The sequence below is a fragment of the Streptodolium elevatio genome, from assembly GCF_040649515.1.
Classification (GTDB): domain Bacteria; phylum Actinomycetota; class Actinomycetes; order Streptomycetales; family Streptomycetaceae; genus Yinghuangia; species Yinghuangia elevatio.
Genome location: NZ_JBEZFP010000093.1, coordinates 1 through 24,713, shown reverse-complemented (window position 1 = coordinate 24,713; position 24,713 = coordinate 1). Strand labels below are relative to the sequence as shown.

At 72.6% G+C, this 24,713-nt stretch carries 20 protein-coding genes; 6 read left to right on the top strand and 14 right to left on the bottom strand.

Going from position 1 to position 24,713, the window contains the following annotated elements:
- Positions 1-8 precede the first annotated feature (8 nt).
- The 4 genes from AB0C36_RS29305 (at position 9) to AB0C36_RS29290 (ending at position 4,956) form a co-directional block, all read left to right on the top strand.
- The gene (locus AB0C36_RS29305) at positions 9-1,403 is read left to right on the top strand and encodes a peptidoglycan-binding protein (RefSeq protein WP_358359719.1); all 1,395 of its coding nucleotides are present in this window, start codon (positions 9-11) and stop codon (positions 1,401-1,403) included.
- The gene (locus tag AB0C36_RS29300) at positions 1,400-2,221 is read left to right on the top strand and encodes an ABC transporter ATP-binding protein (RefSeq protein WP_358359717.1); all 822 of its coding nucleotides are present in this window, start codon (positions 1,400-1,402) and stop codon (positions 2,219-2,221) included. The genes AB0C36_RS29305 and AB0C36_RS29300 overlap by 4 nt, the downstream gene beginning before the upstream one ends.
- Entirely contained in the window at positions 2,218-3,468 is a 1,251-nt protein-coding gene (locus tag AB0C36_RS29295) for an ABC transporter permease (protein ID WP_358359716.1), read from the top strand. Before AB0C36_RS29300 ends, AB0C36_RS29295 begins: the two co-directional genes overlap by 4 nt.
- A gap of 267 nt (positions 3,469-3,735) precedes the next feature.
- Positions 3,736-4,956, top strand: a complete 1,221-nt coding sequence (locus AB0C36_RS29290; RefSeq protein WP_358359762.1) for an RNA polymerase sigma factor — start codon at positions 3,736-3,738, stop codon at positions 4,954-4,956.
- 34 nt (positions 4,957-4,990) lie between these two features.
- Here AB0C36_RS29290 and AB0C36_RS29285 read toward each other — a convergent pair whose 3' ends face one another.
- The 6 genes from AB0C36_RS29285 to AB0C36_RS29260 all read right to left on the bottom strand — a co-directional run bounded on the left by AB0C36_RS29285 (position 4,991) and on the right by AB0C36_RS29260 (position 12,440).
- Positions 4,991-5,764 carry a hypothetical protein gene (locus tag AB0C36_RS29285; protein ID WP_358359713.1) on the bottom strand — a complete coding sequence of 258 codons (774 nt, stop codon included), beginning with the start codon at positions 5,762-5,764 and terminating at the stop codon, positions 4,991-4,993.
- A 213-nt stretch (positions 5,765-5,977) separates the two neighbouring features.
- Entirely contained in the window at positions 5,978-6,631 is a 654-nt protein-coding gene (locus AB0C36_RS29280; RefSeq protein ID WP_358359711.1) for a TetR/AcrR family transcriptional regulator, read from the bottom strand.
- Positions 6,632-6,712: 81 nt separating this feature from the next.
- Complete coding sequence (locus AB0C36_RS29275; protein WP_358359708.1) at positions 6,713-7,441, bottom strand: SGNH/GDSL hydrolase family protein; 729 nt, start codon at positions 7,439-7,441, stop codon at positions 6,713-6,715.
- Positions 7,438-8,904, bottom strand: a complete 1,467-nt coding sequence (locus AB0C36_RS29270) for an MFS transporter (protein WP_358359706.1) — start codon at positions 8,902-8,904, stop codon at positions 7,438-7,440. The genes AB0C36_RS29275 and AB0C36_RS29270 overlap by 4 nt, the downstream gene beginning before the upstream one ends.
- Before the next feature lie 1,219 nt (positions 8,905-10,123).
- On the bottom strand, positions 10,124-11,803 hold the full coding sequence (locus tag AB0C36_RS29265; protein ID WP_358359703.1) for an amidohydrolase family protein: 1,680 nt from the start codon (positions 11,801-11,803) through the stop codon (positions 10,124-10,126).
- A gap of 148 nt (positions 11,804-11,951) precedes the next feature.
- Positions 11,952-12,440 (bottom strand): helix-turn-helix domain-containing protein, encoded by a 489-nt coding sequence (locus AB0C36_RS29260; protein ID WP_358359701.1) that lies wholly within the window; start codon positions 12,438-12,440, stop codon positions 11,952-11,954.
- Positions 12,441-12,578: 138 nt separating this feature from the next.
- On the opposite strand from AB0C36_RS29260, the gene AB0C36_RS29255 reads away from it, so the two are divergent.
- A complete protein-coding gene (locus AB0C36_RS29255; protein WP_358359699.1) occupies positions 12,579-13,415 on the top strand; it encodes a methyltransferase domain-containing protein in 837 nt (278 codons plus the stop codon).
- 72 nt (positions 13,416-13,487) lie between these two features.
- Here AB0C36_RS29255 and AB0C36_RS29250 read toward each other — a convergent pair whose 3' ends face one another.
- The 3 genes from AB0C36_RS29250 to AB0C36_RS29240 all read right to left on the bottom strand — a co-directional run bounded on the left by AB0C36_RS29250 (position 13,488) and on the right by AB0C36_RS29240 (position 17,821).
- Complete coding sequence (locus tag AB0C36_RS29250) at positions 13,488-15,965, bottom strand: AfsR/SARP family transcriptional regulator (RefSeq protein ID WP_358359697.1); 2,478 nt, start codon at positions 15,963-15,965, stop codon at positions 13,488-13,490.
- Positions 15,966-16,484: 519 nt separating this feature from the next.
- Positions 16,485-17,087, bottom strand: a complete 603-nt coding sequence (locus AB0C36_RS29245) for a hypothetical protein (protein ID WP_358359694.1) — start codon at positions 17,085-17,087, stop codon at positions 16,485-16,487.
- 89 nt (positions 17,088-17,176) lie between these two features.
- The gene (locus AB0C36_RS29240) at positions 17,177-17,821 is read right to left on the bottom strand and encodes a TetR/AcrR family transcriptional regulator (RefSeq protein WP_358359692.1); all 645 of its coding nucleotides are present in this window, start codon (positions 17,819-17,821) and stop codon (positions 17,177-17,179) included.
- A 98-nt stretch (positions 17,822-17,919) separates the two neighbouring features.
- On the opposite strand from AB0C36_RS29240, the gene AB0C36_RS29235 reads away from it, so the two are divergent.
- Positions 17,920-18,621, top strand: coding sequence for an SGNH/GDSL hydrolase family protein (locus tag AB0C36_RS29235; RefSeq protein WP_358359690.1), 702 nt, complete (start codon positions 17,920-17,922; stop codon positions 18,619-18,621).
- 15 nt (positions 18,622-18,636) lie between these two features.
- Here the strand turns inward: AB0C36_RS29235 and AB0C36_RS29230 are convergent, their stop codons facing one another.
- The 5 genes from AB0C36_RS29230 to AB0C36_RS29210 all read right to left on the bottom strand — a co-directional run bounded on the left by AB0C36_RS29230 (position 18,637) and on the right by AB0C36_RS29210 (position 24,416).
- Positions 18,637-19,980, bottom strand: a complete 1,344-nt coding sequence (locus AB0C36_RS29230) for an NAD(P)/FAD-dependent oxidoreductase (RefSeq protein WP_358359686.1) — start codon at positions 19,978-19,980, stop codon at positions 18,637-18,639.
- Between the two features lie 270 nt (positions 19,981-20,250).
- Positions 20,251-21,534: an MFS transporter gene (locus AB0C36_RS29225; RefSeq protein ID WP_358359683.1), complete on the bottom strand. Its 1,284-nt coding sequence runs from the start codon at positions 21,532-21,534 to the stop codon at positions 20,251-20,253.
- Positions 21,535-21,733: 199 nt separating this feature from the next.
- Positions 21,734-22,342, bottom strand: a complete 609-nt coding sequence (locus AB0C36_RS29220) for a type 1 glutamine amidotransferase family protein (RefSeq protein ID WP_358359759.1) — start codon at positions 22,340-22,342, stop codon at positions 21,734-21,736.
- A gap of 206 nt (positions 22,343-22,548) precedes the next feature.
- On the bottom strand, positions 22,549-23,586 hold the full coding sequence (locus AB0C36_RS29215; RefSeq protein WP_358359682.1) for an LLM class flavin-dependent oxidoreductase: 1,038 nt from the start codon (positions 23,584-23,586) through the stop codon (positions 22,549-22,551).
- A gap of 53 nt (positions 23,587-23,639) precedes the next feature.
- A complete protein-coding gene (locus AB0C36_RS29210; RefSeq protein ID WP_358359679.1) occupies positions 23,640-24,416 on the bottom strand; it encodes an SDR family NAD(P)-dependent oxidoreductase in 777 nt (258 codons plus the stop codon).
- Positions 24,417-24,713 lie beyond the last annotated feature (297 nt).

Genomic DNA, 24,713 nt, shown 5'->3' with positions numbered 1-24,713 from the left:
GGCCCGGCATGAACCACCTTCCCGACGACGGATTCGGCGGAAGTCCCGAAGAGCCGGGCGCGGCACAGGAGTTCGCGGAAGCGAGAGGACGGCGGCCGCGCAACCGCACGCGTACGCGTACCTTCGCGGTCGCGGGTGTCGCGGCAGTCGTGACACTCGGCGTGGGCGGCGCGGTGGTCTTCTCCCCCGGCGACGACACCGACAAGGCCGCGAGCCAGACGCAGAGCCCGGGTGCCACGACGCCGATCGTCAAGGGCGATCTGACGGTGAACGCCGAGGTCGACGGCACGCTCGGCTACGGCGGCTCCGGCTCGGTGTTCGCCCAGTCGCGCGACCCGGGCAACGACCAGGGCGGCTCCGGCGGAAACGGCGGCTCGGGCGGCTCGGGCGGCAACACGCCTCCGCCCGGGGGCGGCCCGTCGTCCGGCCCACAGAACTCGCCGCAAAATCCTCCGCAGAGCACTCCGCCCAGCCAACCCCCGTCGCAGCCGCCGACCAAGCAGGTGGACAAGGAGCAGAAGAAGGAGGACGAGCGGTACGCCGGCCAGCAGATCTTCAGCGCGCTGCCCAGGGTCGGCGACGTCGTCAAGCAGGGCGAGACGATGTACGAGGTCAACGGCCGCCGCGTACCGCTCTTCTACGGCTCGTCGCCGCTGTGGCGCGCGCTGGCCAAGGGCGTCTCGAACGGCCCCGACGTGCAGTTGCTGGAGCGGAACCTCGCCGCGCTCGGCTTCGGCTCCGACCTCAGCGTGGACGAGAAGTTCACCGACGGCACGGCCGCGGCGGTCAAGCGCTGGCAGAAGTCGCTCGGGCTGCCGCAGACCGGCCGGGTCGACCCGTCCGCCGTCGCCGTGCAGCCGGGCGCGGTACGCGTCACCGCGGTGAAGGCGTCGATCGGCGCACCCGCCCAGGGCGAGGTCGCCGCGGTCTCCGGGACCGGGCGCCTGGTGGACGTGAAGCTGCCGGTGGACCAGCAGAACATCGCCCGCAAGGGCGACAAGGTGACCGTGCAGCTGCCGGACGGCAAGACCACCACGGGAACGATCTCCGAAATCGGCACGGTCGCCTCCAAGGAGGAGCAGAACGGCGGCATGCCGGGCCAGGGCGGCGGCAAGGCGACGGTCCCGGTGACGGTGACCCTCGACAAGCCCGAGGAGGCCGGTGCCCTCGACGGCGCGCCGGTGAGCGTCGGGTTCACCAGCCAGAGCCGCAAGGGCGTGCTGTCGGTGCCGGTCAACGCGCTGGTCGCGCTGGCCGAAGGCGGGTACGCGGTCGAGGTCGTCGACGCGGCCGCCGGCACCCGAAAACTGGTCGGCGTGCAGCCGGGGCTGTTCGCGAACGGCCGGGTGGAGATCACCGGCGAGGGCCTGGCGGCGGGGCAGAACGTGCGGGTGCCGTCATGACGCACGGCAGTGCCTCCGGCGTACCGCCGCACCACCCGGACGGCGGGGCGCTCGAGGCGTGGTTCCCCCAGGGCGGGCCCGCCGTGCCCGGGCCGACACCCCCGGCAGACGACCGCAGGGCCGACGACCGCGGGGCCGACGTGATCGCACTGCACCACGCATCGAAGACGTACCCCGGGGGCCTCACCGCACTCGACCGGGCCTCGCTCACCATCCGCGAGGGCGAACTCGTGGCGATCGTCGGGCCGTCCGGCTCCGGCAAGTCGACGCTGCTCAACCTGATGGGCACGCTCGACCGGCCGTCCTCGGGACACGTCGAGGTGCTGGGCCACGACGTCGCGGCGCTGTCGGACCGACGTCTGTCGGCCGTGCGGGCGCGCTGGATCGGCTTCGTGTTCCAGCAGTTCTTCCTCTCGCCCCACCTGACCGCGCTGGACAACGTCGCGAACGGCCTGCTGTACCACGGCATCGGCCACTCCCGGCGGCGCGACCGCGCGGCGGAGGCCCTCGAACGCGTCGGCCTCGGGAAGCGCCTCGACCACCGGCCGCACGAACTGTCCGGCGGCGAGCGGCAGCGTACGGCCATCGCGCGCGCCGTCGTGTCGCGGCCGCGCATCGTCCTCGCGGACGAGCCCACGGGCGCTCTCGACTCGGCCTCCGGCGCGGCCGTCGTGCAACTGCTGCGCGACCTGAACGCGCAGGGCACGACCATCGCGGTGATCACCCACGACCCGCAGCTGGCCGGGTCGCTGCCACGCCGGGTGAGCATCCTGGACGGGCGGATCCGGCACGACAGCATGGCGGGGACGGCCGCATGAACCTGCGTACGAAACCCCGCCCCACTCCCCCGCCGCCCACCGCAACCACCGCACGCGAGAAACTGCCGACGCCGGCCCGCCTGCGGCCGCGCGACGTCATCGCGGTCGGCCTGTCCGGGCTGCGCGGGCGCAAGCTGCGCGCGGTGCTGTCCGCGCTCGGCATCGCCATCGGCGTCGCCGCGATGGTCGCGGTCGTCGGCATCGGCACGTCGAGCGAGGCACGCCTCAACGAGCAGATCGCCAAGCTCGGCACCAACCTTCTGACCGTCGGGCCCGGTACGAGCTTCACCGGCGACCAGAGTCCGCTGCCGTCCGACGCGGACGCCATGGTGGAGCGCATCGGCCCCGTGGAGTCGGCGACCGCGACCGGCAAGACCCGGGGAACCGTACGCCGCAACGACCGCATCGGCGAAGGCATCACCGGAGGCATCGAGGTCCAGGCCGCCCGTCTGGACCTGCTCGACACCATCGGCGCGAAGCTGCGTGCGGGACGCTTCCTGGACCCGGCGACCGAGCGCTACCCCACGGTCGTCCTCGGCTCCAAGGCCGCGGAGCGCCTCGGCATCGACGCACCCGGCGGCCAAGTGTGGCTCGGCGGCCAGTGGTTCACCGTCATCGGACTGCTCGAACCCGTGCCGCTCGCACCGGAACTGGACACCTCGGCACTGGTCGGCTGGCACGCCGCGACCGAGTACCTGGGCTTCGACGGCAGCCCGACGACCGTCTACACCCGCACCGCGGAGTCGGCCGTCGAGTCGGTCCGCGACGTGCTGGCGCCGACCGTGAACCCGAAGAACCCCAACGAGGTCAAGGTCTCGCGCCCGTCGGACGCGCTCGCCGCGCAACTCGCCGCGAAGGACACCTTCAACGCACTGCTGCTGGGCCTCGGCGCCGTGGCACTCCTGGTCGGCGGCGTGGGCGTGGCCAACACCATGGTCATCGCCGTACTCGAACGCCGCCAGGAGATCGGCCTACGCCGCGCCCTGGGCGCGCACCGGGGCCAGATCCGCACCCAGTTCCTGACCGAGGCGGTAACCCTGGCCGGCCTGGGCGGCGTGGCGGGCGCCCTGCTCGGAGGCGCGGCGACGTACGGCTACGCCGCCGTCAAGGACTGGCCCTTCGAGATCCCCCTCATCGCCCTCGCCGGCGCGGTGGCCGCATCCGCGGCAGTGGGCGCAATCGCAGGCCTCTACCCGGCATCCCGGGCCGCAAGGCTCACCCCCACAGAGGCGTTGGCGACGTCCTGACCCCCCGATCGCCCGTCCGGCGCACGGGGGGTGGGCCACGTGCGCCGGACGGCGCCTTACCTCCGGCCGGAACGCCGATCTCCGCACCACAGCACACGACCGCGACGCCTTTCCCCATCCCCGCGCACACCCGTGGTGCACGATGATCGTGTGGTGGACGCCCCGAATAACCCCGACGATGCGGACAACGCCCGCAGCACAGGCAACCCTGACGACGAACTCGTCACCCCTGCCCTCTCCCCCGACCACGAATCACTCCTCCGGCAACTGGCCCCCCAAGTCCTGGGTGCCCTGGTACGCCGTTACGGCCACTTCGACCTGGCCGAGGACGCCGTCCAAGAAGCACTGCTCGCGGCGACGCGGCAGTGGCCCGCCGACGGCGTACCGGACAACCCCCGCGGCTGGCTCGTCACCGTCGCGTCGCGGCGGCTGACCGACCGGCTGCGCAGCGAGGAGTCCCGGGCACGCCGCGAGGAGACGGCGTTCGCCCTGATCCCGACCGGCGCGTGGCACGCCGCACCCGCGGACGCGGAGCAACCCGCCGAGCACGACGACACCTTGACGCTGCTCTACCTGTGCTGCCACCCCGCCCTGTCCGCACCGTCCCAGGCGGCCCTGACCCTGCGCGCGGTCGGCGGTCTCACCACGGCCGAGATCGCGCGGGCGTTCCTGGTACCGGAAGCGACGATGGCGCAGCGCATCAGCCGCGCGAAGCAGACCGTGAAGAAGGCCGGCGCCCGCTTCGAGATGCCGCCGCGGTCGGAGCGCGACGAACGTACGCGCGTGGTGCAGCACGTCCTCTACCTCGTCTTCAACGAGGGCTACACCGCGTCCTCCGGTCCCGACCTGGTACGCACCGACCTGACCGCCGAGGCCGTCCGGCTCACCCGCGAGGTGCGCCGCCTGCTGCCCGACGACGCCGAGACCGCGGGCCTGCTGGCGCTGATGCTGCTCACCGATGCCCGGCGCGCTGCTCGCACCGGGCCGGACGGCGAACTGGTACCGCTCGCCGAGCAGGACCGGTCGGTCTGGAACGCGGACTTCGTCACCGAAGGCGTCGCCCTGGTCGGGGAGGCACTGGGCGCGGGCGAGGTCGGGCCGTACCAGCTGCAGGCGGCCATCGCCGCCGTGCACGACGAGGCACCGTCCGACGGCGCGACCGACTGGCCGCAGATCCTCGCGCTGTACGACCTGCTCGAACAGGTGGCCCCCGGCCCGATGGTGGCCCTCAACCGAGTCGTCGCCGTCGCTCGCGTGCACGGTGCGCAAACCGGCCTCGATGTCCTCGATCAATTGGCGGACACCGCGCTCCGCGGACACCACCGCGTCGCCGCCGTCCGGGCGCACCTGTTGGAGGAGACCGGCCACCGGGACGCCGCGCGAGCGGCGTACGAGGAGGCGGCGAAGCTCACCGCCAGCGCCCCCGAACGCACCTACCTGACCCGGCGCGCTCGTCGTCTCGCGCAGTCGCCGCCCCCGGGCGACTGAACCGCGACCGTACGGCCGGCCCCGAACGGACCGTTCAGCGCTGCGGCACCGCCGCCATCACCTGGCCGAACCGCGGCGAGCCCGACACCTGTCCGACCTGGCCGTGCCACTGCACGTCGAGGGGTTCGATCACGCCGTCGTGCCACCACAGCGGCCGAACGCTCATCGGGTGCTGCCCGCGCGTCAGTTCGTGTCCGGTCCCGAACATGTGCCCGACCATGTCGATCACCCGGGGGTTGTGGATCGGAATCGCCAGCAGCGTGTTGTCGTCGGGCAGGGTGACGAGCGCGCCGGCCGGCAGGTCCTCGCCGAGCGCTTCACCCAGCCGGGTCAGCTGTGCGGACCCGGGCCACGCCTGTCCGGTGAACATCGTCATCGGAACGCCGGAGGCGGTGTCGAACTCGCTGCGCGAGAAGTGCTCGGCCCGCAGGTTGGTCGCCGACTGGAGCCATACGTCCTCGGATTCCATCCCCCACGCCTGTGCCATCGGCACCTCGGCGGGGGCAATGGCACCGTCGGGCAGCTTGACGCACGCGATGGCCGCGAGTTCGTCGGTCAGGGGCCAGGCGATGGCCGGCGGCGCGAGGTGCGGCCCGACCCGGGTGACGCTCAGCCGCAGGTCCTGGCGGATGCGCTCGACGGGGGCTCCCGTCAGCATCTGCCGGTAGTCGGGTGCCCCGCCCTGGACCCCGCCCTGACTTCCGCCGGGAGCACCCGGCCCGCCCGGCATCGGTTGCCCGGCGGCGGGCTGACCGTAGGGGCCGGGCTGCTGACCGGCGGCAGGCCGGTTGCGGCGGAACATCGCCATGCGTTGGTGTCCCTCTTGAACGGGTGCGCGCTCCGCCAGGGCGGACGCGACGGTCGACACTTGACCCCCTGTGTCTACCTGGCCGCCGTCCTGCGGTGCAACCGACAGGGCCGCTGCGCGCCGGCGGCCACGGCGACGCGCGACGACGCGGCGTACCGCACCCGCCCCGGTCTTCCGCCGCGCTTGGTTCCGCGACCGCCGCTCCGCGACCGCCTATGCCCCGTCCGTGCGTCCGTCCCCCGGCCCGTTCGGCTCCTCGGCAAGCGCGTCGAAGATCCTGCGCAGTTCGGCCAGCGCCTCACGCTGCGCCCGCTTGGGGTCCTCGGCGCGGGCGATCGTACGGGCCGCCTCGCTCAGCCCGCCGAACAGCATGCGGGCGAGGGGTTCCACCGGCCTGGGCGCGATCCGTCCGGCGTCGATGGCCCGCGAGACACCGGTCCGCATCTGCCTGACGCACAGCTCGGTGACCTCGTCGACCGCCTCGACGCCGAGCGCGCCCGGCGCGTCCCGGAGGGTGATGCGCTGCACCCCCGGATCGAGGCACATCACGAGGTACGCCTTGCAGCCCTCGAACACCGCATCCCAGCGGTCCCGCTTGTGGACCTTCAGGTACGCCGTGGCCACCGCCTCGGCGATCTTGGCCTCCTCCGCCGCGTAGACCGCCTGGAACAGAGCTTCCTTGTTGCGGAAGTGGTGGTACAGCGCACCCTTGCTGACTCCCGCGCGTTCGCACACCGCGTCCAGCGAAGTCGCCGCGTACCCGTCCGCCGCGAACAGCGCGCGGGCTGCCGCGAGCAGCTCGGCGGTGGTGGTGCCGGAGCGTTCCTGCTGCGTCCGGCGGGTGCGGGGGCGCGTCGTCGTGGCCATCGGACTATTCAACCCCACACCCGCCTTCCACCCCAGAGCCGCGGTGGCGGCCCCGGCAGTCCCGTCAAATCGGTTGTGCGCTCACAACCTGTTGCCGAGCCGGGCGCCGATCGCCCGCAGTGCGACACCCGCCGTGAACGAGTGTCCGCGGCGATTCCCGTGCAGTCCGTCGCTCCCGTAGATGGCCGGGTCCTTGGAACCGGGGTGGTTGGTGCAGTCGATGTGGACCGCCCCGTGGGCGCGGGCGATCTCCCAGGTGCGGTCGTTCAGTTCACGGATGCGCTCGGCCATCGGACCGCGGAACTCGTCGGGGATGTACGGGCTCCCGGTGCAGTCGTACAGCCCCAGCGTCACCACGTCCGCGCCCGTCGCGGCGAAGGCCGACACCATCGCCTCGATGTGCGCGGCGACCGGCTCGATGTCGAAGCGGCCGCGCAGCAGGTCGTTGCCCCCGGCGACCACGACGGCCAAGTCCGGGTCGAACGCGAGCGCGGGTTCGAGCTGGGTGGCCCGTATCGCGTCGGCGCGCAGATCGCGCTTGCCGAGGTTGAGGTAGACAAGGCCCGGGTTGGCGCGGTCTAGCGCGTCGGCGACCGAGTCGGCCCACCCCTGATCGGGGAATCCCTCGGTGGGTTCGCCGATGCCTTCCGCGATGCTGTCCCCGATCACGGCCATGCGGCGCCACGGGGCTCCGCGCAGGAGCGTCGCCTCCTCATCGGGCGTGAGCCGGTACGCGCCGCCCGTCACCGCGCGCGTCGCTCCCGCGCGCATCTCGTCGGCGTCGAAGACGTTGTTCTGGAGCGTGGTCATGCCGGAATCTCCTCGCGTGCGGATGTGACGGATGTGCCGGCAGCCTGCGGCGGCGGCCCCGGGGCGGCCTGCGGGCGGGCGGCGAGTCCGAGTCCCGCGATGGCGGTCAGCACCGCCAACCCGGTGATCATGAAGAAGAGTTGGGCGAAGCCGTCGGTGCCGTTGCCCGCCTCGCGCTCGAGGACGGTGGCGAGGACCGCGATGCCCAGGGCACCGCCGACCTGGCGGGCCGTCAGGTTCAGGCCGGTCGCGCCGGCGAACTTCACCGGCGGCACCGACAGCGCGCCCGCACTCGACACCCCGGTGCTGACCGCTCCGATGCCGATGCCGAGCAGGATCCCCGACGGGAGCCAGAACGCCGCGAACGCCGGCTCCTCGGGCACCGCGAGCCCGATCCACAACGCCGTCCCCGCGAGCACCAGCGAGCCGCCGATGACCGCGATGCGGGGGTTGACCAGCCGGGCGTACTTCCCGACCAGCAGCCCGGCGACCGCGGAGACGACCGCGCCGTGCGTCATCGCGAACCCGGCGCGGAGCTCGGAGTACTGCCAGATCTGCGTCAGGTACAGGACGCCGAGCAGCATCCACGGGTAGAGCAGCATGCCGAAGAGGAACGACACGACATTCGCGTACGCGTACGGCCGACTGCGCCAGAGTCCGACCTCGATCCCGGGGCGCGGGTGGCGCGCCGCGCGGGCGACGGATGCGCCGATCAGGACGAGCCCGCCGGCAACGCAGCCGATGGTCCGTGCGTCGCCCCAGCCCCAGGCCGAGCCCTGTGTGACGCCGAGGACGAGTGTGCCGATCCCGGCCGCCAGGAACGCGGAGCCGACCAGATCGGGGGTGCGCTCGCCGCTGCGCGTGTCGCCGGCTACGCGGGTGAGGAACATCAGGCCGAGCCCGATCGGCACGGTGATCAGGAACACCGAGCGCCAGCCGAACAGGTCGACGAGCACCCCGCCGAGACTGGGGCCGAGCGCGGCCGCGAGGGACGCGGACGCGGACCACGCACCGATGGCCGCCGCCCGGCGCGCGGGCGGGATTTGCGCGAGCACGATCGCGAGCGAGGCGGGGACCAGCGCGGCGGCACCGAGGCCCTGCACCGCGCGGGCGGCCAGCAGCGTCGCGAGATTGGGCGCGAACGCGCAGGCCGCGGAGGCGGCCGTGAAGACCGTGATGCCGACGCGGTACAGGCGGCGGCGCCCGACGACGTCGGCGAGTCGGCCCGCGGGCGCGAGCAGGGCCGCGAACGCGATGGCGTACAGCGACATGACCCAGGTCAGGTCCGCCACCGAGGCGTCGTCGAAGTCCCGTTGCAGGTCGGGGACGGCGAGGTTGGCGATGGTGACGTCGAGCAGCGAGACGAAGGATCCGCCGCAGGCGAGAAGCAGGACCAGTCCGCCGCGGCCCTCGCGGCCGGGCGGATGGCGGGGATCCGCGTGGGGGGACGTGTGTGTGGTCATCCGGGTCTCCTTTTACATACCGACGGTCGGAATGTTAGGCACGCGACTGACGGCCCGTCAACGCACCTTCGGCGTGGCGGGATTGCGGGGCGGCCTGCTGAAGCGCTTCATCACCGGCCGCACCGTTGGTGTCCCGCGGGGCATTCGCGCGTTCCGCGGGGCGCGCCGGCAAAGGGGGCGGGGCCTTGGACTCGCCCTCGCCGGACGGCGAATTCACGCCGCACGGGTGCGCGTTGAGTCGGTGGTGAGAGGCGGCCCCTACGGTGATCGCGCAAGGGGTACGCACGGGGGAAACAACGGGGGTACGGGGAACGGGGGAAACGGCGGCGCGAACCGCCGTGGGGGCGGGAGGCCCAGCGCTCGACCGGATGCCGCGGGTCAACGCGGCGCCGATCGCACCGCCGGACCGCCCGCCCCCTCCCCCGTTCCAAGCCCGCGATTTCGCCGTCGCGCGCCCCGGGGCCATTCGCCTGCGGAGTTCGCCACGAGACCGCGCGGCGGCCCGTACGACGAGGTCATGCCACTACGCCGCGCCACTACACCGCGCCACTACACCGCGCCGCGACAAGGCGCAGTGCCGAGTCGCGGGCCCAGCCGTGATGGCCAGTCGCAGTGACCGCTCGCCGCAACGACGTGCCCTGTGGCGCACCAGCCCCCGGTTAGTAAACGAACCGTCGTTTACTCACGGACGCCCACCAACGACCCGGCCCTCAAGGGATTTCGCCAGTCGGGGACGACGGATGTCGGCGCAGCCGCCCGACCTCGTTCATAAATGAATAATCATTTACTAATGAGGGCAGCCAGCTGGCCGAGGCGCTGCGACCCTTCGGCGCGTGGACACGTCGGCGTTGGCGTTGGCGTTGGCGGGTCGGCACACCCGCTGCGGCACGTTAGTAAACGAACCATCATTTACTAAAGAGCGACGCTGATCGACCGAAGCTCGACGGCACATCGCTGGGCGCGGCCGGCGGACGACTGCTCGTGGGCGCGCCAACACGTGGCGCTTCGGCTGTGGGACGTTGGCCTTCGGGGCGTCGGCACGTTGGCACGTTGGCACGTCCGCAGGGAAGATGCCGCCATGCTGGACAGAACCGACGCGATCTGCGCGTGACGGCCCGGCGCCCGAGCGAACTGCCGCCCGGAGCCGGGCCGTTTCCGGCGGAGCGCGCGTCTGGCGTGCACGGATCGTACGGCGCGATCAGCGGGGTGCTCAGTGCTGTCAGACAGTTGCCGGCATCGGGAAGCACCCGCACGCAGGCATGGCGGCTCGTGCGCCGGTCCTTCCGGCGGCCGCGCTCGTACTCGTGCTCGGCTCCTGCGCCGCAGCTTCCGCATCGGCCAGCAGTTGCTGCCGATGCGCGCGCGTGATGAGTCGGCCCCGCGTCACCACCGAATCGATGCGGCGCGTATTGCGGATGTCGCGCAGCGGGTTGGCCTCCAGAAGCACCAGGTCGGCGGCCTTGCCCGGCGCGACGGTGCCGAGGTCGAGGTCCAGGAAGCGGGCCGCGTCCCGCGTCGCCGTGCACAGCGCCTGCATCGGGGTGAGTCCGGCCTCGACGAGCAGTTCCAGCTCGTCGTGGATGCCGAAGCCCGGGAAGCAGTAAGGGTTGCCGACATCTGTCCCGGCGAGGATGCCCACCCCGGCCACGTACATTTCGCGCACCATGGCCAGCCGACGGTCCAGGAACTCCCTCTGCTGAGCGATCTCTTCGGGTGTGGCCGGTGCGTACACGCGAACCGCGTCGGCCCAGAACTGCCGCAGGTCCGGCGGGATGAACTTGAGCCGGGGGTCGCGGGCGTACGTGTCGGCCGGCGACGACATCACGCGGTTCACCGTCAGCGTCGGCGACTGCCAGGTGCCGTTGCGGACCCAACGGGCGTACACGCGCGAGGCTTTGGCCGGGTCGTACATGCCCGCCGCCTGCCGTTCCAGTTCGCGCATCGTGCGGAAGAACGCGCGCGGGTCCGCCGGGTCCATCGGTGTTGCGGCGATCTGGCGGCGGAAGCCCTCCTCGTCCGACGAGAGCGGTACGGGCATCCCGTGCAGGTGCTCGAAGCTGCGCATGCCCGCGTCGCTGACCTCGCCGACCGACAGCCGGTAGGCGTGGTGGCCCGCGAACGGCAGGTTCTGCAAACGGGCTTCGTCCGCGATCGCGTACAGGCACTCCGGGCTGAGGTACGAGTAGATCTTGATGAAGTCGCAGCCGTCGGCCTTCGCCTGGCGTACGGCGGCCCGGGCCTCCTCGGGAGTGCCCACGCGCACGGACGGCGGCCCCAAGAGCGACACGGTGCCGTCCAGGACCGTGCTCGCCATCACCATGCGCGGACCTAGGAGTTCGCCGCTGTCGATCCGGCGGCGCACATCGCGTACCTCGGGGTAGCCCCACATTTCGCGCACAGAAGTGACGCCGTTCGCGATGAACAGCGGCGGGACGATCTTTTCCAGCACCGTCCAGTGCGTGTGCGTGTCCGAGAGGCCGGGGATGACGTATTTCCCGCGCGCGTCGACGATGCGCGCGCCGGACGGGATCGGTGCCCGCCCGGCACCGTCGCCGACCCACACGATGCGGTCGCCGACGATGACGACGGCCTGGTTCGGACGGGCAGGCGCACCGGTGCCGTCGATCAGGGTTCCGCCGACGATGACGATCGCGCTCGTGTTGCCGGCATCCCCGGCGGCGGGGTCGCGGGCCGCGCCGGTGCCCGCATCAGCGGTCGCGTCCGTGCTGGTGTCGGCGTGCGCGTGTCCCGCCGACACCAGCGGTAAGGCACCGGTCAGCGCGAGCCCGGCTCCGCCGACGGACAGGCGGCGCAGGAAATCGCGCCTACCCGCGCCCTCACCCGCGCCTCCGGGCGCGTCGGTGGGCTCCGATCCGTGCGGGGTCCTGGGAGGCTCCATGGCCCTGCTCCCTCGCTCGCCTGCCTACGCGCCAGACCTGCTCCGGCGCGACCCGTACGCCGACGCCTCGACGCCGCCGTGACGAGATGCTGGCGACTCTAGGCTGCAGGCCACGCGGCACCCCAGGAGAAACACGCCGGTGGACGCTTCAGCCTGTCACGCGGCGCGCGGCGTTGTCGTCGCTCGCGCTCTCGCTCTTGCTCTCGCCCTGGCTCTGGCTCTGGCTCTTGTTCGCGAGCGCATCTCCCCCGACCCGCTCGGCCAAGAACCGCCGGAAATGCGGGCATGTCGCCATGTCGTCGTGATCGCATCCGAGGGCGCAGTCGACAAGGTCCAGGGCCGCCTGCGCTTCCGCGATGCGGCGCCGCAGCGCGGTCCGCTGCGCTTCCAACGCGTGCCGTCGGCGCCGTACGTCCGTGTCGGCGAGCATCGCCCGGATGCTCACCAGATCGAAGCCCGCCTCCTTGGCCCGCAGGATGGCCGCGATGCGGAACAGGTCCTCGTTCCCGTACCGGCGCCGACCACCGCCGTCGCGCGGCGGCGACAACAGCCCTTCGTCCTCCCAATGGCGCAGTACGTGCGTCGCGAGACCGAAGCGTTCAGCGGCCGGCCCGATGGCCAACTGTGCGTCCTTCATGAACGGCATTAACGCGCGCGCCGAACGACCATGTCCAGCGACGCAACGCTCCTCACCCCCTTCGCCGCTCGGCACCCTCGACCCTTACCGGCGTCGCCGCTTGACTTCAGGCCGACCTGAAGTCGCACGCTGAGCCGCATGTCCAAGCACCCCGCCACCGACACCGACACCAAATCCGCCACCGCCACCGTTTCCGGCGCGGCCACCGACACCACCGCTGCCGACTCGACAGCCCTGATCGCCCTCCTCGACGCCGTCGAGGCCGCACCCGGGGCGGCCGAGTTGCGCGGGCGGTCGTACGACCTCCTCCGCACACCCACCGCCGTGGCCGACGTGGGCTGCGGAGCCGGGCGTGCGGTCGCCGAACTCCGTGACCGCGGATTCCGCGCCACAGGCGTCGACCCCGACCCGACGATGCTCGCCACGGCCCGGAGCCGCTTCCCCGAAGGCGACTTCCGTTCCGGGGACGCCTACGCCCTGCCGTTCCGCGACGGCGAACTCACCGGCTACCGCGCCGACAAGGTCTTCCACGAACTCGACGACCCGGCCCGGGCGCTGGCGGAGGCGACTCGCGTCCTCGCCCCCGGCGGACGCATCGTCCTGATCGGCCAGGACTGGGACACGGTGGTCGTGGACTCCGACGACGCCGCGCTGACCCGGGCCATCGTGCACGGCCGGGCCGACCTCGTGACCTCACCTCGCGCCGCCCGCGGTTACCGCAACTTGCTGTTGGACGCAGGCTGCACGGACGTCGCCGTGGAAGTGCACACCCCAGTGCTCACCGACGGGTTCGCCCTCGCGCTGCTGGAAGGAATCGCCAGAGCCACCGCGGACGCCGGTCTCGTCCCCACCCGATCGGCCGAGTCCTGGGTCGCCGAGCAGCGGGAACGCGCCCAACACGGACGCCTGTTCGTCGCCGTCCCGATGTTCCTGGCCGCCGCGACAGCACCGAACCGCACCCGGGCTGACGCCTAGCCGCAGCACCCGCAGCACCCGCAGCATGCCAGCCCGTCCCGACGGCGCGTCATCCCTGCACCGGCGCATCCCCTACGACGAGGCGAACTCCGCGAGGCGGTTCCGCGCGTCGCTCGCGGCGTCGAGCCAGCGGTCGCGGGGGCCGACCACCCATTCCTCCGGGCCGGTCTCCGGCAGCAGGATCGCGTCGGCGACGGCCAGGAGTTCGCGCAGTATCCGCGCCTCCGCGGCCACGTCTCCGCGCGCCGCGGCCTGCCGTGCGCGGGCGAGCGCGTCCTCGGCCGCCGCAATGTCGAGGTACGAGCCCTCCGGCAGCCGCAGCCGGTACGCCCCGTCCTCGAACGGCACGAACTCCGAAGCACCGCGCCGCCCCCGACCCGGCTCCAGGAACCGGCGCAGCTTGTAGACGGCGGTCTGGAGGCGGTGGAACGCGGCGTCCGCCGGGGCGTCCGGCCACATCGCCGCGGCCAGGACCTCGCGGTGCACCGGGCGCCCCGCGTGCAGGGCCAGGAGCCGGAACAGCACCCTGCTCTGCGGGGCGATGCGCAGCAGGTCGAGCGGTCGGCCGCCGAGCCGCACCGTGAAGCCGCCGAAGCAGCGGATGTCGACCGGTGCCGTGGGGGCGGCCCCGGCGTCCCGCCGCGACCGCAGGAAGGCGTGCAGGTGGATCCCGAGCCGTTCGGCGTCCGCCACCAGTTCGTCGTAGTCGGTTCCGGAGGTGTCCGGTTCGGCGAGCAGGCGCGCGCAGCGGGCGATCACCGACGCGCCGGGGAGTTCCCACCGGACGGCCTCGGCCTCGGCACGCAGGGCGAGTTCGCCCGCTCCGGGCTCCGCCAGTTGCGCTCGGGCCAGGGCTCCGAAGGCGAGTGCCCACGGGGCTGCCGCGGTCATGCCGGCCGCCGCGAAACCGCGTGCGGCGGCGTCCAGTGCGGCCGGGTCCGGTTCGCCGCGCAGGATTCCCGCGCAGGCGTCCATGTGGCCGGCCAGCGCGGCCCCCCATGCGTCACCGAGGCGTTCGCACGCCACGCGCACGGTCCTGGCCTCGCTGCGGTACTCGTCGGCGCCGGTCAACGTGAGCCCGGCGCGGGCGACGCGGGCGAGCCATACCGGGCCCACCGTCGCGACCCGCTGGGCGGCCTGTTCGAGCACGCGTACGTCGCATCCGTGCCCCGCGAGCAACGCCGCCAGCACGCCGAAGAGTTCGGCCGCGGCGGCGGGTGGACCGCCGAGGTCGCGCGGGTAGGCGTCGAAGGCGGCGATCGCCGAGCGGTAGTCGCCGGTCCCCATGAGCGCGACGGCCCGGACGATCTCGCCCTCGGCGCCGCGCGGGAGTTCGGGTACCTCGGCCAGGCGCAGCGGGCCGTCCATGATGTCGTTGACGGCCCGCGCGGACGCACGCAGCGACTCCTCCTCGGGCTCCGCGAACACCTCGCAGTCCCCGGCGACCATGCGCGCCGCCTGGCGGTCGACGGGGCGGGCGGGCCCGGCGAGCGTACGCAGCATCCCGTGCCAGTGCTCCGGCACCGCCGCGGCGATCATCAGCGGGTTGCGGTCCATGAGTTCGCGGAGCGCGGCGCGGTCGCGAGCGAGATACGCCGCCCACGCCGCACCCACCGGGTCCCCCGCCTCCCGCATGGGGCGGACGGCTGCCGCGAACACCCCCGGCGCACCGGGGTCGGTGGTCGCGAAACGGTGGACGAGCAGGTGGCGCAGCAGGGTTTCGCCGACGTACTCGGCGCCCTTGCGTGCGAGCACTCCGGCGCGTTCGGCACGCCGCAGCATCGCCGCCGCCTCGGCTCGGGCCGCGGGGGTGTCGGCGGTGGCGCAGTTGGCGGCCGTGGGGCCGTTCATGATCGCCGTCCGGGTGAGGAAGGCGACGACGTCGGGGTCGAGTCCGTCGAGGATCTGGCGGTCGAGGTACCCGGCGGCGAAGGGGACTCCGGGCGCGGTGAGGGTGAGGCGGGCCTGACGGGCGCTCAGGTCGCGGGTGCAGAGCAGGTATTCGTGCAGTGGCGCGGCCCATCCGCCGGTGAGCCATGTGGCGTCCCAGGCGAGGACGGGGTCGGGCGGCCTGCCGTGGACGTCGGTGAGCAGGCGGTCGACCTCCCACCACCGCAGGCGCAGGTCGTCGGCGCCGATGAGGACGGTGTGGGCGAGTTCGGCGCGGGAGAGGTTCAGCGCGGCGACGGGGCGGGTGGCGACGAGGAGCCGTGGCGGGCGGGCGGATGCCGCCAGGGACTCGAATACCTGGGCGGCGTGCGGTAGATGGTGGAGATCGTCGACGACGACGAGGGTGTCGTCGGCGGCGGACCCACGTACGTCCGCGCAGACCTCGGCCGCCGACCGGCGGTCGTCCGGATCGCACCTGATGCGCCGGACCCGGCCGGGCCAGATGGCGGCGTACTGGTCGAGCAGCGTGGTCTTGCCGTGCCCGGCGGTGGCCGCGAGGAGGACGGGTCGGCGGTCGAGCACGGCGTTGAGCTGCGCGTTGAGCCGTGGCCGGGCGAGCGTCTGGGGGACAGGGGCCGGTCTCCGGCGATTCCCGGCCACCGCCTGGTCCCCTTTGCCGTCTGTCGCCCGCTCCGGGGCGGGTGCGCCCTTGTTCCCGGATTCCTGCCCGCGCGGGTCGGCGTCGGCCCGCCCTGCGCCCCCGGCTTGCGCCGCACCCCGTCGCGCCACGTCGGCGTCTCCCCAACTCCCTGAGTCGCGTTCACCCGCACGGCCCGATGCCGTAGAGGATGAGGATTCTGGCACGACGCCTGGATCATGAGGAGTCCCACGTCCGCTTTGCGGGACTCGGAAGTTGGCGCAATCTCGCGGCATCGGGTCGTGGTGGCGGAACGGCAACTCTCTTGCCTGGCTGCGGTACGCGTCCCGCACCGCGGCGAACCACCGCGCGACATCCGCCGCCTGAGCCTGCGTCAGCTCGATGCCCCCGTCAACCACGGTCCCGCACAGCGCTCCGACGCCGCCCCTGGCCGCCGACCCACCACACAATCAGGACACTCCGGCAAGTCACCCCTGCACCGCCAAGATCCCGTTCGCGCACATGCTTCGCCGACCCGGCACTCAGTTGCCCTCAACCCCGGCAAGAAGGTGCAACGGCCCAGACAGAGCCACCAGTTCCACGGGCGGACGCTCACCCACGCACCGAACGCCGAAGCCGAGCCAACAGCCGGGAAAGCGCCACAAGCTGATGAAGCCCGAATACCGCGGCGTCCCGTCGGCCGTCTGCACAGTCAACACGGCCTGTTCCACTTCCTCCGACACGAACACCGCGTCCTCCGGCGCGCGCCCCCAGCAGTGCGCCAATGCGTCGGTCAAGGCCTCGCAGTCCCCCTCCAGGGCGACGTACGCCGCGTCGAGCAGCGAAGGATCGCCGTCGAGATCCGCATCGAAGTCGCCGTCTTCTTCGTCATACAGGTCGCGCGAACTCAGCAGGACCGTGTGGCTCACCGCATGTCGGGTGGCCCCGGCATCAGGCTCCGGCGCAGCAACCCCCGGCGCCTGAGGCACGGTCACATGAGTCTCCGCCAGTTCGGCGCCCTTCACACCGGCCCTCGCCGCATCAGCGGCCATGCCACGGGCCACGTCTTCGGCGATGCGGCGGCCGAGCGCGGTGACGGCCACGAGCTCCGCCCGCAGCCGGGCGTCGTCGTCGTACAGAAGCATGCGGCGACCCTACGGCCGGCTGCCGACACCACGTCAGGCCCGCCTGGCGGCCGGTGCCTTGGGCGGGGCGGGGCAAGTTCTCTCGGGCTTCAGGTGATCGGGGCCAGCAGGTTTTCGATGATGCGGCGGGTTCGGGGTAGGGCGTTCGGATCGCCCAGGCGCAGGGCCGTGTTGGTGCCGACGAAGACGGCGTCGAGGTGGAAGGCGGTGAGTTCCGGGTCGAGTTCGCCGGCTGCGCCGGTGGTGGGTGCGTCGTCCGCGGTGTCGTCGACCGCGCGGCGGATCTGGTCGGCGAGCAGGGTGAGCCATTCGCCGCGCTGGGCGCGGAGGGCGTCGCGGACTGGCCCCGGGCGGCTGTCGAAGTCGGGGAGGTTCGCCGCCCAGAAGCATCCGCCCGGGAAGAGGGGTTGCTCGGCGTACCCGAACCAGCCGTCGACCAGGGCGCGCAGTCGTGCCGCGCCCGCGGGGTGTGCCAGCGCCGGGCGGACGACCGCGTCCACGTACGCCTTCCGCGCCGCCTCGACCACCGCCAACTGCAGTTGCTCCTTGGTGCCGAACAACGTCGCGACGCCGCTCTTGCTCAGCCCCAGATCGGTGGCCAGGCGCCCGATGCTCAGGCCGCTCAGCCCCTCGGCCGACGCGACGTCGGCGCCGTGGCGGGCGATCGTCCACCGGGCGCGTGCGCCGCGCAGCAGTCGCTGGTCGGTGGTCGCACGCGGAGGGCTCGGGCTCATGGCGCCATCTTGCCACGCCTTGCCACAAAAGCACGAACGGTCGTACGTTTAGTTGTATGACGATGACTCAGAGGACTCAGACGGCTCACACGACTCGGGTGGCTCGGACGACGCAGGCCGCGCCGGCGAAGCGGCTGCCGCTCACCGAGGAGACCGACCCCTCGTGCCTCTCGCCCGCCAAGGCCGCGACGATGCTCGCCGACGCCCCCTGGCGGCGGTTCGCCGTCATCGGCGACAGCCTCTCCGCGGGAACCGGCGAGCCGACGCCCGGGTACACCACCATGGGCTGGTCGGATCGGGTGGCCGACATCCTGCGGCGGGTGCGACCCGAACTCGCGTACCTGAACACCGCGGAGGTCGGGGCCACGACCGAACGCGTGCTGGCGGCACAGGTGGAGCGGATGGCCGCGTTCCGACCGGATCTCGTACACGTGCCGACCGGCGCGAACGACCTGTTCCAGGCCGCCCCGGACTTCGCCGCGATCGAGCGGACGCTGCGGCGACTCTACGGAGTTGCGGCGGCCACCGGTGCCCGGCTGACGGTGTTCACGTTCGGCCGCGCGTTCGTCGTGCCGCGGTTCGCCGACTGGCCGGACCGCGTACGCACCCTCAACGGCATCGTCCGCGAACTGGCCGCGGACCACGAGGCGGTGCTCGTCGAGATGTGGGACCACCCGGTGAACGACCGTCCCGACCTGATCAGTTCGGACCGCATCCACTTCAGGGCGGCCGGCCAGGCGGTGCTGGCGGCCGAGGTCGTCAAGTCCTTGTCGCGGGCCGTTGCCGCGGCCGGGCACTGAGCGCAGGCGGAGACGTCAGTGGCGCGTCTGCTGCGCCAACTCCTCGCGCGAGAGGTACGCGTGCGTGTGCTCGAAGTCGGACAGCGCCCCGGTACGTCCCGACAGGAACCCGAGCCGGACGAAGTCGTCGCCGGCGACCGCGTGCAGCGTCCAGTTCGCCCCCACCCGGGCCCGGGCCCGAAACGACGGCAACGCCATCAGGTGGTACCCGCGCGTGATGGCCTGGGCCGGCAGGCCGCGCAGTTCCCGGCCGAGGGGCCGCGCGACCGCCTCGGTGCCGCCCAGGTCGACGACCAGGCCGAGGTCCTTGTGCCGGAACTCCTTGAAGGGCTTGTTCTTGATGGCCGCGACGACGTTGTGCGCCGCGACCTTCGCCTGCCGCATGGCGTACTGCGCGGTCGGCGGGCAGACGGCTCCGTCGCCCTTGTCCAGGTCCGGTACGGCCGCCGCGTCGCCGAGCCCGAACACGTCCTGCCGCCCTGGGATGGCGAGGTCCGCACCGACGGCGAGCCGCCCGCGTACCGTCTCCGCACCGAGGGCGGCGATGAGGGGGCTGGCCGCGACGCCCGCGGTCCACACGAGGGTGCGGCACGGCAGTACGTCGCCGCTGGTCAGGGTGACGGCGTCCTCGGTGACCTCGCTGACGCTCGTCCCGAGGCGTACGTCGACACCTCGGCGCGCGAGTATCTCCAGCGCCGCCCGGCCCAGGTTCTCGCCGAGTTCGGGCATCAGGCGGGGCGCGACGTCGACGACGGTCCAGCGCACCTGCGACGGGTCGAGGCGCGGAAAGTGGTCGAGGGCCGACGTGGTGACCATCTCAAGGCACGCCGCGGTCTCGACGCCCGCGTAGCCGCCGCCCACCACCACGAACTGGCAGCGCGCGCGGCGCTCGCTCTCGTCGGAGCTGGAGTTGGCGAGTTCGAGTTGGGCGATGACGTGATCACGCAGCGCGACGGCCTCGGCGAGGTTCTTCATGCCGCGGCCGTACTTGTCGAGGCCGGGGATGTCGAACGTACGCGTGACGCTGCCGGGGGTGAGCACGATGTGGTCGTACGCCACGTTGACGACCTCGCCGGTGATCTTGCGGACCACGCAGACCCGCGCGTCGAGGTCGACGCCTATCGCGCCGCCGGGGACTATGTGGGCGCGCTTGAGCATGCGGTACAGCGGTACGGCGATCGACCGCGACGAGATGACGCCCGCCGCGACGTGCGGCAGCAGCGGCAGGTAGAGCATGTATCCGCCGGGGCTGATCAGCGTGATGTCGGCGTCCTGCGCCGAGAGCGATCTCTCCAGATGCCGTACGGTCTCGAATCCGGCGAACCCCGCGCCGACCACGACCACTCGGGACTGCTGCATCGGTGCCCCTCGTCGGTAGACAGCCCGAGCGAGGAACCGCCCGGTTTGCTCAAACATAGGTCGGTTTGGGAGGGCCGACATCTCGAGCGACCACGGGCCAGGCCCACGCCGGCCGGACGGCGCCTCGACGGGACGCCTCGACAGGAGCGGGCGGCTGTCCTTCTTCTGCGCGGAGTTCTGAGTGGGTTCTGAGTGGGGTTCTGCGTGGGGTTCTGCGCGGAGTCTGCGACGTCTCCTGCCGGAGTTCTACGCGGTCTTCTATGCGGTCTTCTATGCGGTCCCTTGCGTTGTCCTCGAACGGCCCAGCGCGTACCCGCCGACGACGGCGAGGACCGGCAGCACGATCAGGCCCGCGGCGGCGTTGAGCCCGCCGTACCCGGCCGCGCCCAGCACCGCGCCGGACAGCGCCCCGCCGGCGGCGCCCGCGAGGTTCATCATGAGGTCCGACGTGCCCTGCACCCGCGGCCGCTCGCGCTGCGGCACCGACTCGGCCAGCAGCGCGGACCCGGCGACCATCGAGCACGACCAGCCGAGGCCCAGGAGGACGAGGCCGACGACTGTCATCGGGACCGTACGCCCCGACAGCCCCGCGACCAGCACCGCGCCGAGCAGGATCAGTTGACCCGCGACGATGACCGGGATGCGGCCCAGCTTGTCCGCCGCCCAGCCGACGAGCGGCGAGAAGGCGTACATGCCCGCGATGTGGAGGCTGATCGTCAGGCCCACGATCGTGAGGTCGGCGCCGTGGTCGCGCATATGTACGGGTGTCATGGTCATCACCGAGACCATGACGGCGTGGCCGAGGACGACCGAGGCCAGGGCGAGGGTCGCGGTCCGCGACTCTCGTACGACGGCCCAGGACGAACGCGGGACGGGCGGCGCCGTCGGCAGCGGCTCGGTCGTCGGCAGCGGCTCGGCGGGGTCGGGGACGGCGGCTCGATCGGCGGGGGCCGCCGGGGACTCGTCGGCCACGGCCAGGCGCCGCGCGACCAGCAGGGGGTCGGGGCGCAGCAGGACCCACATCATGACGCCGCCCGCCGCGAACGACAGGGCGGAGAAGACATACGGCCCGGCCAGCTCCGGCAGGCCGAGGAAGCGCCCGACGGCCGCGCCCGGGGTGTTGAGGTTCGGGCCGAGCACGGCGCCGATGGTCGTCGACCACACGACGATCGCGAGCGACCGGGCGCGCGTCGAGTCGTCGGCGAGGTCTGCGGCGGCGTAGCGGGACTGGAGGTTGGCGGCCGAGCCCGCGCCGAACACGACGAAGGCGACGAGAAGCGCCGGGTACCAGCCGAGGACCGCGGCGAGGATGACGCCGAGTGCGCCGACCGTCGCGGTGGCCCATCCGGTCGCGAGGGCGATCCGGCGGCCGCGGCGGTCCGCGAGGCGGGCCAGGGGTATCGCGCACAGGCCGGCGCCGAGGGTGATCGCGGTGACCGCAAGCCCGGACAGCGCCTGCGAGCCGGACAGATCCTCGGCCAGCAGCCCGCTGACCGCGAGGGACGAACCGACGCCTATGCCGCCCACGACCTGGGCGAGCACGAGGGTGCGCACGGTACGCCGTTGAATGCGCGCGATGCCGTCTGCGGACAGGTCAGCGTCGGATGTGTCGGCGTGAGATGTATCGGCGTGAGTTGTGTCGGCGTCAGTTGTGTCGGCGTCAGTTGTGTCGGTGTCAGATGTGTCGGTGTCAGATGTGTCGGCACGTTTGCCGGTGCGTCTCCCCGAGGGCGTCTGCTCCTGTGTCGTCATCTCAGCGCGACGCCGCCGCGCCGGTGCGCACCGCGGCCATGACCCGCTCGACGGTCTCGGCCTTCTCGCCTACCGGCGCCGCGTATTCGATCGCGGCACGCGCGGCGTCGTCGCCGAGGGTCCGCGCGATCGTCCATGCCGCGAGGTACTGGGACGCGAGGCAGCCGCCCGCGGTGGCGATGCGGCCCTCGGCGTGGAACGGCGCGTCCAGCACCGTCACCCCGCACTCCTCGACCCACGGGCGCGTCGTCGTGTCCGTGCACGCGGGCATGGCGTCCAGCAGGCCGAGCCGCGCGAGCACCAGCGCACCCGAGCACTGCGAGCCGATCAACTGCCGCTCGGGGTCGAGCGGCAGGCGGGCCAGCAGGGCGTCGTCGGCCACGACGTCGCGCGTCTTGATACCGCTGCCGATCAGGACGACGTCGGCCTCGCCGATGAACCCGAGCGGCCGCTGCCCGGTCACCTCGACGCCGTTCATCGAGGTGACGACGGGCGTGGGCGTGGTGATCCAGGCGCTCAGGCCCTGCGACCGGCACCGATTGACGAGCGACGACGCGATGAAGCTGTCGAGCTCGTTGAACCCGTCGAAGGTGACGACCGCGACCTGCATGGACCACTCCCACATGAGGACGGCCACGCCCCGGTACGGCCGACCCCTCGCGGGACGGCCTCCCCCGGGCCGAGACCGGCGAGGACAATTGCGCCGCCAGTCTCACATGCCGCGTATCGCCGGTCACCGGCCAATTCGGCACCGGCGGACCGGACCACCGCGGCGGCCCGCGTCCCCCGTGGGCGCCACCACTCCGACAGGGCTCGTCAGGCGGCGAAAGCGGGAATCACCTCGCGCCCGAACAGCCTTACCATCGCCGCGATTTCGTCGAAAGTCCCGAGCGAGGCCTGCGCGACGCTGCCGGGCAGGCCCGCGCCGAAGGCGGCATGTACGTGGGTACAGCCGGTGGCGTCGGCGTACGCCTGGACCTGCGCCACCACGTCGTCCGGCGCTCCCCACAGGAGCCGGTCGGCAGCGATCTCCTCGGGCGAGACGTCCTCGCCCGCGTCCAGGCGGGCGAACAGCGCCTTCTCGATGTCGTCCTCGGCCGACTCGCGCCAGTGCTCCATGAGTCCGCCGACGTAGTGCGGCAGCACGTCGCGGGCCACCTGCTTGCGGTCCGTGCCGAGCCAGGCGTACCGGCGCAGGATCCAGTCGGGGCGCGTGCCGTGCTCCGCGCACGAGGCGCGGTAGACGTCCAGGCAGGACTGGGCCTTGGCGAGGGACTGCACGGGTCCGCACAGCCATGCGTCGCCGAGCCGTGCCGCGCGGTCGACCGCCGCGTCGGCGACGCCCGCGACCCACAGGGGCGGATGCGGGTCCTGCACGGGGCGCGGGTGCACGGTCAGTTCGGGGAAGGACCAGAAGCGCCCTTCGTAGCCTTGGTTCTCGGTCGTCCAGACGTGGCGGAGGATCTTCAGGGCCTCCTCCATGCGTGCGCCGCGCTGTCGGAACTCCGAGCCGTGCACCTGGTATTCGAGCGGCCACCAGCCCATGCCGACGCCGAGCGAGACGCGTCCGCCCGAGATCTGGTCGATGAGCGCGACCTGCTCGGCGACGCGTACCGGGTTGTGCACGGGGAGTTGGAAGATTCCGGTGCCCACGCGCAGCGTGTCGGTACGTGCCGCGACCGTCGCCAGGAACGTCAGCGGGTCGGGCAGGTTGCCGGGCATGAAGTGGTGGTGGCCGATGGTGACGGTGGAGAAACCGGACTCCTCGGCGATGCGGGCGAGTTCGAAGGTCTCGCGGTAGGGGTCGCGCGCGCCCGGGTCGAGCAGCAGCGGCAGGGACATCGAGAACTCCATGGTTCCCCTTTCCCGTCCGCGCGGCGGCGGACCGAAGTTGATGGACCGTCTGGTCAGTGGACGACGGCCGTCGTCCCGCCGTCGACGACGATCTGCGTGCCGGTGATGAAGCTCGCCTCACGGCCCAGCAGGAACCGTACGGCGCCCGCCACTTCGTGGGGCCGTCCGAGGCGCTTCATGGGATTGCCGCCCTCCATGCGCGCACGAGTACCGGACTTCGCGAACGCGGCCGCGAGCATGGGGGTTTCGATGTAGCCGGGGCAGACGGCGTTGACCCGGATACCGTCCGTCGCCAGGGATGCGGCGAGCGAGCGGGTGAGCCCGAGCATGCCTGCCTTGGCGGCGCAGTAGGCGGGGTTCGCCGCGTTGCCGGCGATGGCGTTGATCGAGGCGACCCCGACCACCGCCGAGCCGTCGTGGCTGCGGAGGTCGCCCAGCATGGCGCGCGTGAGCAGCGCGTAGGCACGCAGGTTCACGTCGGCGACCGGCGCCCAGCTCGCGTCGTCCAGGCCGTCCACGCCACGCCCGTCGACGACGCCGGCGGCGTGCACCAGTCCCCCGAGGCTGCCGAGCGCGCCGCGCGACGCGTCCAACGCCGTGTCGTAGGCCTCGGTTTCGCGGACGTCGACGGCGAGGCCGACGGCCTTGCTCCCGCTCTCGGCGGCGATCCGCTCGGCCTGGGCCTCGGCCGCGCCGCCGTCGATGTCCCACAGGGCGACCGGACGGCCGGAGGCCGCGAGTGCCTCGGCCGTCGCCAACCCGATCCCCGACGCGCCGCCGGTGACGACCACCCCGGTTGTGAGGATGTCGCTTTCGGGAGTGTGCGCCATTATGGTCCGCCCCTCGTCCAGATCGGTGGTGGTGGGTGTAGCCGTGGTGCGTGGTGGTGCGGCCGTGGTGCGTGGTGGTGTCGCCGCGATGCGTGGTGGTGTTGCCGTGGTGCACCGCGCCGCGCCGCGCCGGTCCCGCCATGACCGCCGGGCCACCCGCCTCCCCCTCCCCGCACCGTTGTCTTAGTGCTGTGACCGGAAGGGTTCACCGGTTCCCGGCGCCCGGCACCCCACCTCGCCGCGTTGCAGACCCTCGCGAGTACGACCGAGTACGAGCTTCGGGCCTGCGCCTTGCGA

Bases quoted from the DNA above. Each gene is read 5' to 3' on its own strand.
- AB0C36_RS29305 (WP_358359719.1), top strand. From the start codon at position 9: ATGAACCACCTTCCCGACGACGGATTCGGCGGAAGTCCCGAAGAGCCG.
- AB0C36_RS29300 (WP_358359717.1), top strand. From the start codon at position 1,400: ATGACGCACGGCAGTGCCTCCGGCGTACCGCCGCACCACCCGGACGGC.
- AB0C36_RS29295 (WP_358359716.1), top strand. From the start codon at position 2,218: ATGAACCTGCGTACGAAACCCCGCCCCACTCCCCCGCCGCCCACCGCA.
- AB0C36_RS29285 (WP_358359713.1), bottom strand. From the start codon at position 5,764: ATGGCGATGTTCCGCCGCAACCGGCCTGCCGCCGGTCAGCAGCCCGGC.
- AB0C36_RS29280 (WP_358359711.1), bottom strand. From the start codon at position 6,631: ATGGCCACGACGACGCGCCCCCGCACCCGCCGGACGCAGCAGGAACGC.
- AB0C36_RS29275 (WP_358359708.1), bottom strand. From the start codon at position 7,441: ATGACCACGCTCCAGAACAACGTCTTCGACGCCGACGAGATGCGCGCG.
- AB0C36_RS29270 (WP_358359706.1), bottom strand. From the start codon at position 8,904: ATGACCACACACACGTCCCCCCACGCGGATCCCCGCCATCCGCCCGGC.
- AB0C36_RS29265 (WP_358359703.1), bottom strand. From the start codon at position 11,803: ATGGAGCCTCCCAGGACCCCGCACGGATCGGAGCCCACCGACGCGCCC.
- AB0C36_RS29260 (WP_358359701.1), bottom strand. From the start codon at position 12,440: ATGAAGGACGCACAGTTGGCCATCGGGCCGGCCGCTGAACGCTTCGGT.
- AB0C36_RS29255 (WP_358359699.1), top strand. From the start codon at position 12,579: ATGTCCAAGCACCCCGCCACCGACACCGACACCAAATCCGCCACCGCC.
- AB0C36_RS29245 (WP_358359694.1), bottom strand. From the start codon at position 17,087: ATGCTTCTGTACGACGACGACGCCCGGCTGCGGGCGGAGCTCGTGGCC.
- AB0C36_RS29240 (WP_358359692.1), bottom strand. From the start codon at position 17,821: ATGAGCCCGAGCCCTCCGCGTGCGACCACCGACCAGCGACTGCTGCGC.
- AB0C36_RS29230 (WP_358359686.1), bottom strand. From the start codon at position 19,980: ATGCAGCAGTCCCGAGTGGTCGTGGTCGGCGCGGGGTTCGCCGGATTC.
- AB0C36_RS29220 (WP_358359759.1), bottom strand. From the start codon at position 22,342: ATGCAGGTCGCGGTCGTCACCTTCGACGGGTTCAACGAGCTCGACAGC.
- AB0C36_RS29215 (WP_358359682.1), bottom strand. From the start codon at position 23,586: ATGGAGTTCTCGATGTCCCTGCCGCTGCTGCTCGACCCGGGCGCGCGC.
- AB0C36_RS29210 (WP_358359679.1), bottom strand. From the start codon at position 24,416: ATGGCGCACACTCCCGAAAGCGACATCCTCACAACCGGGGTGGTCGTC.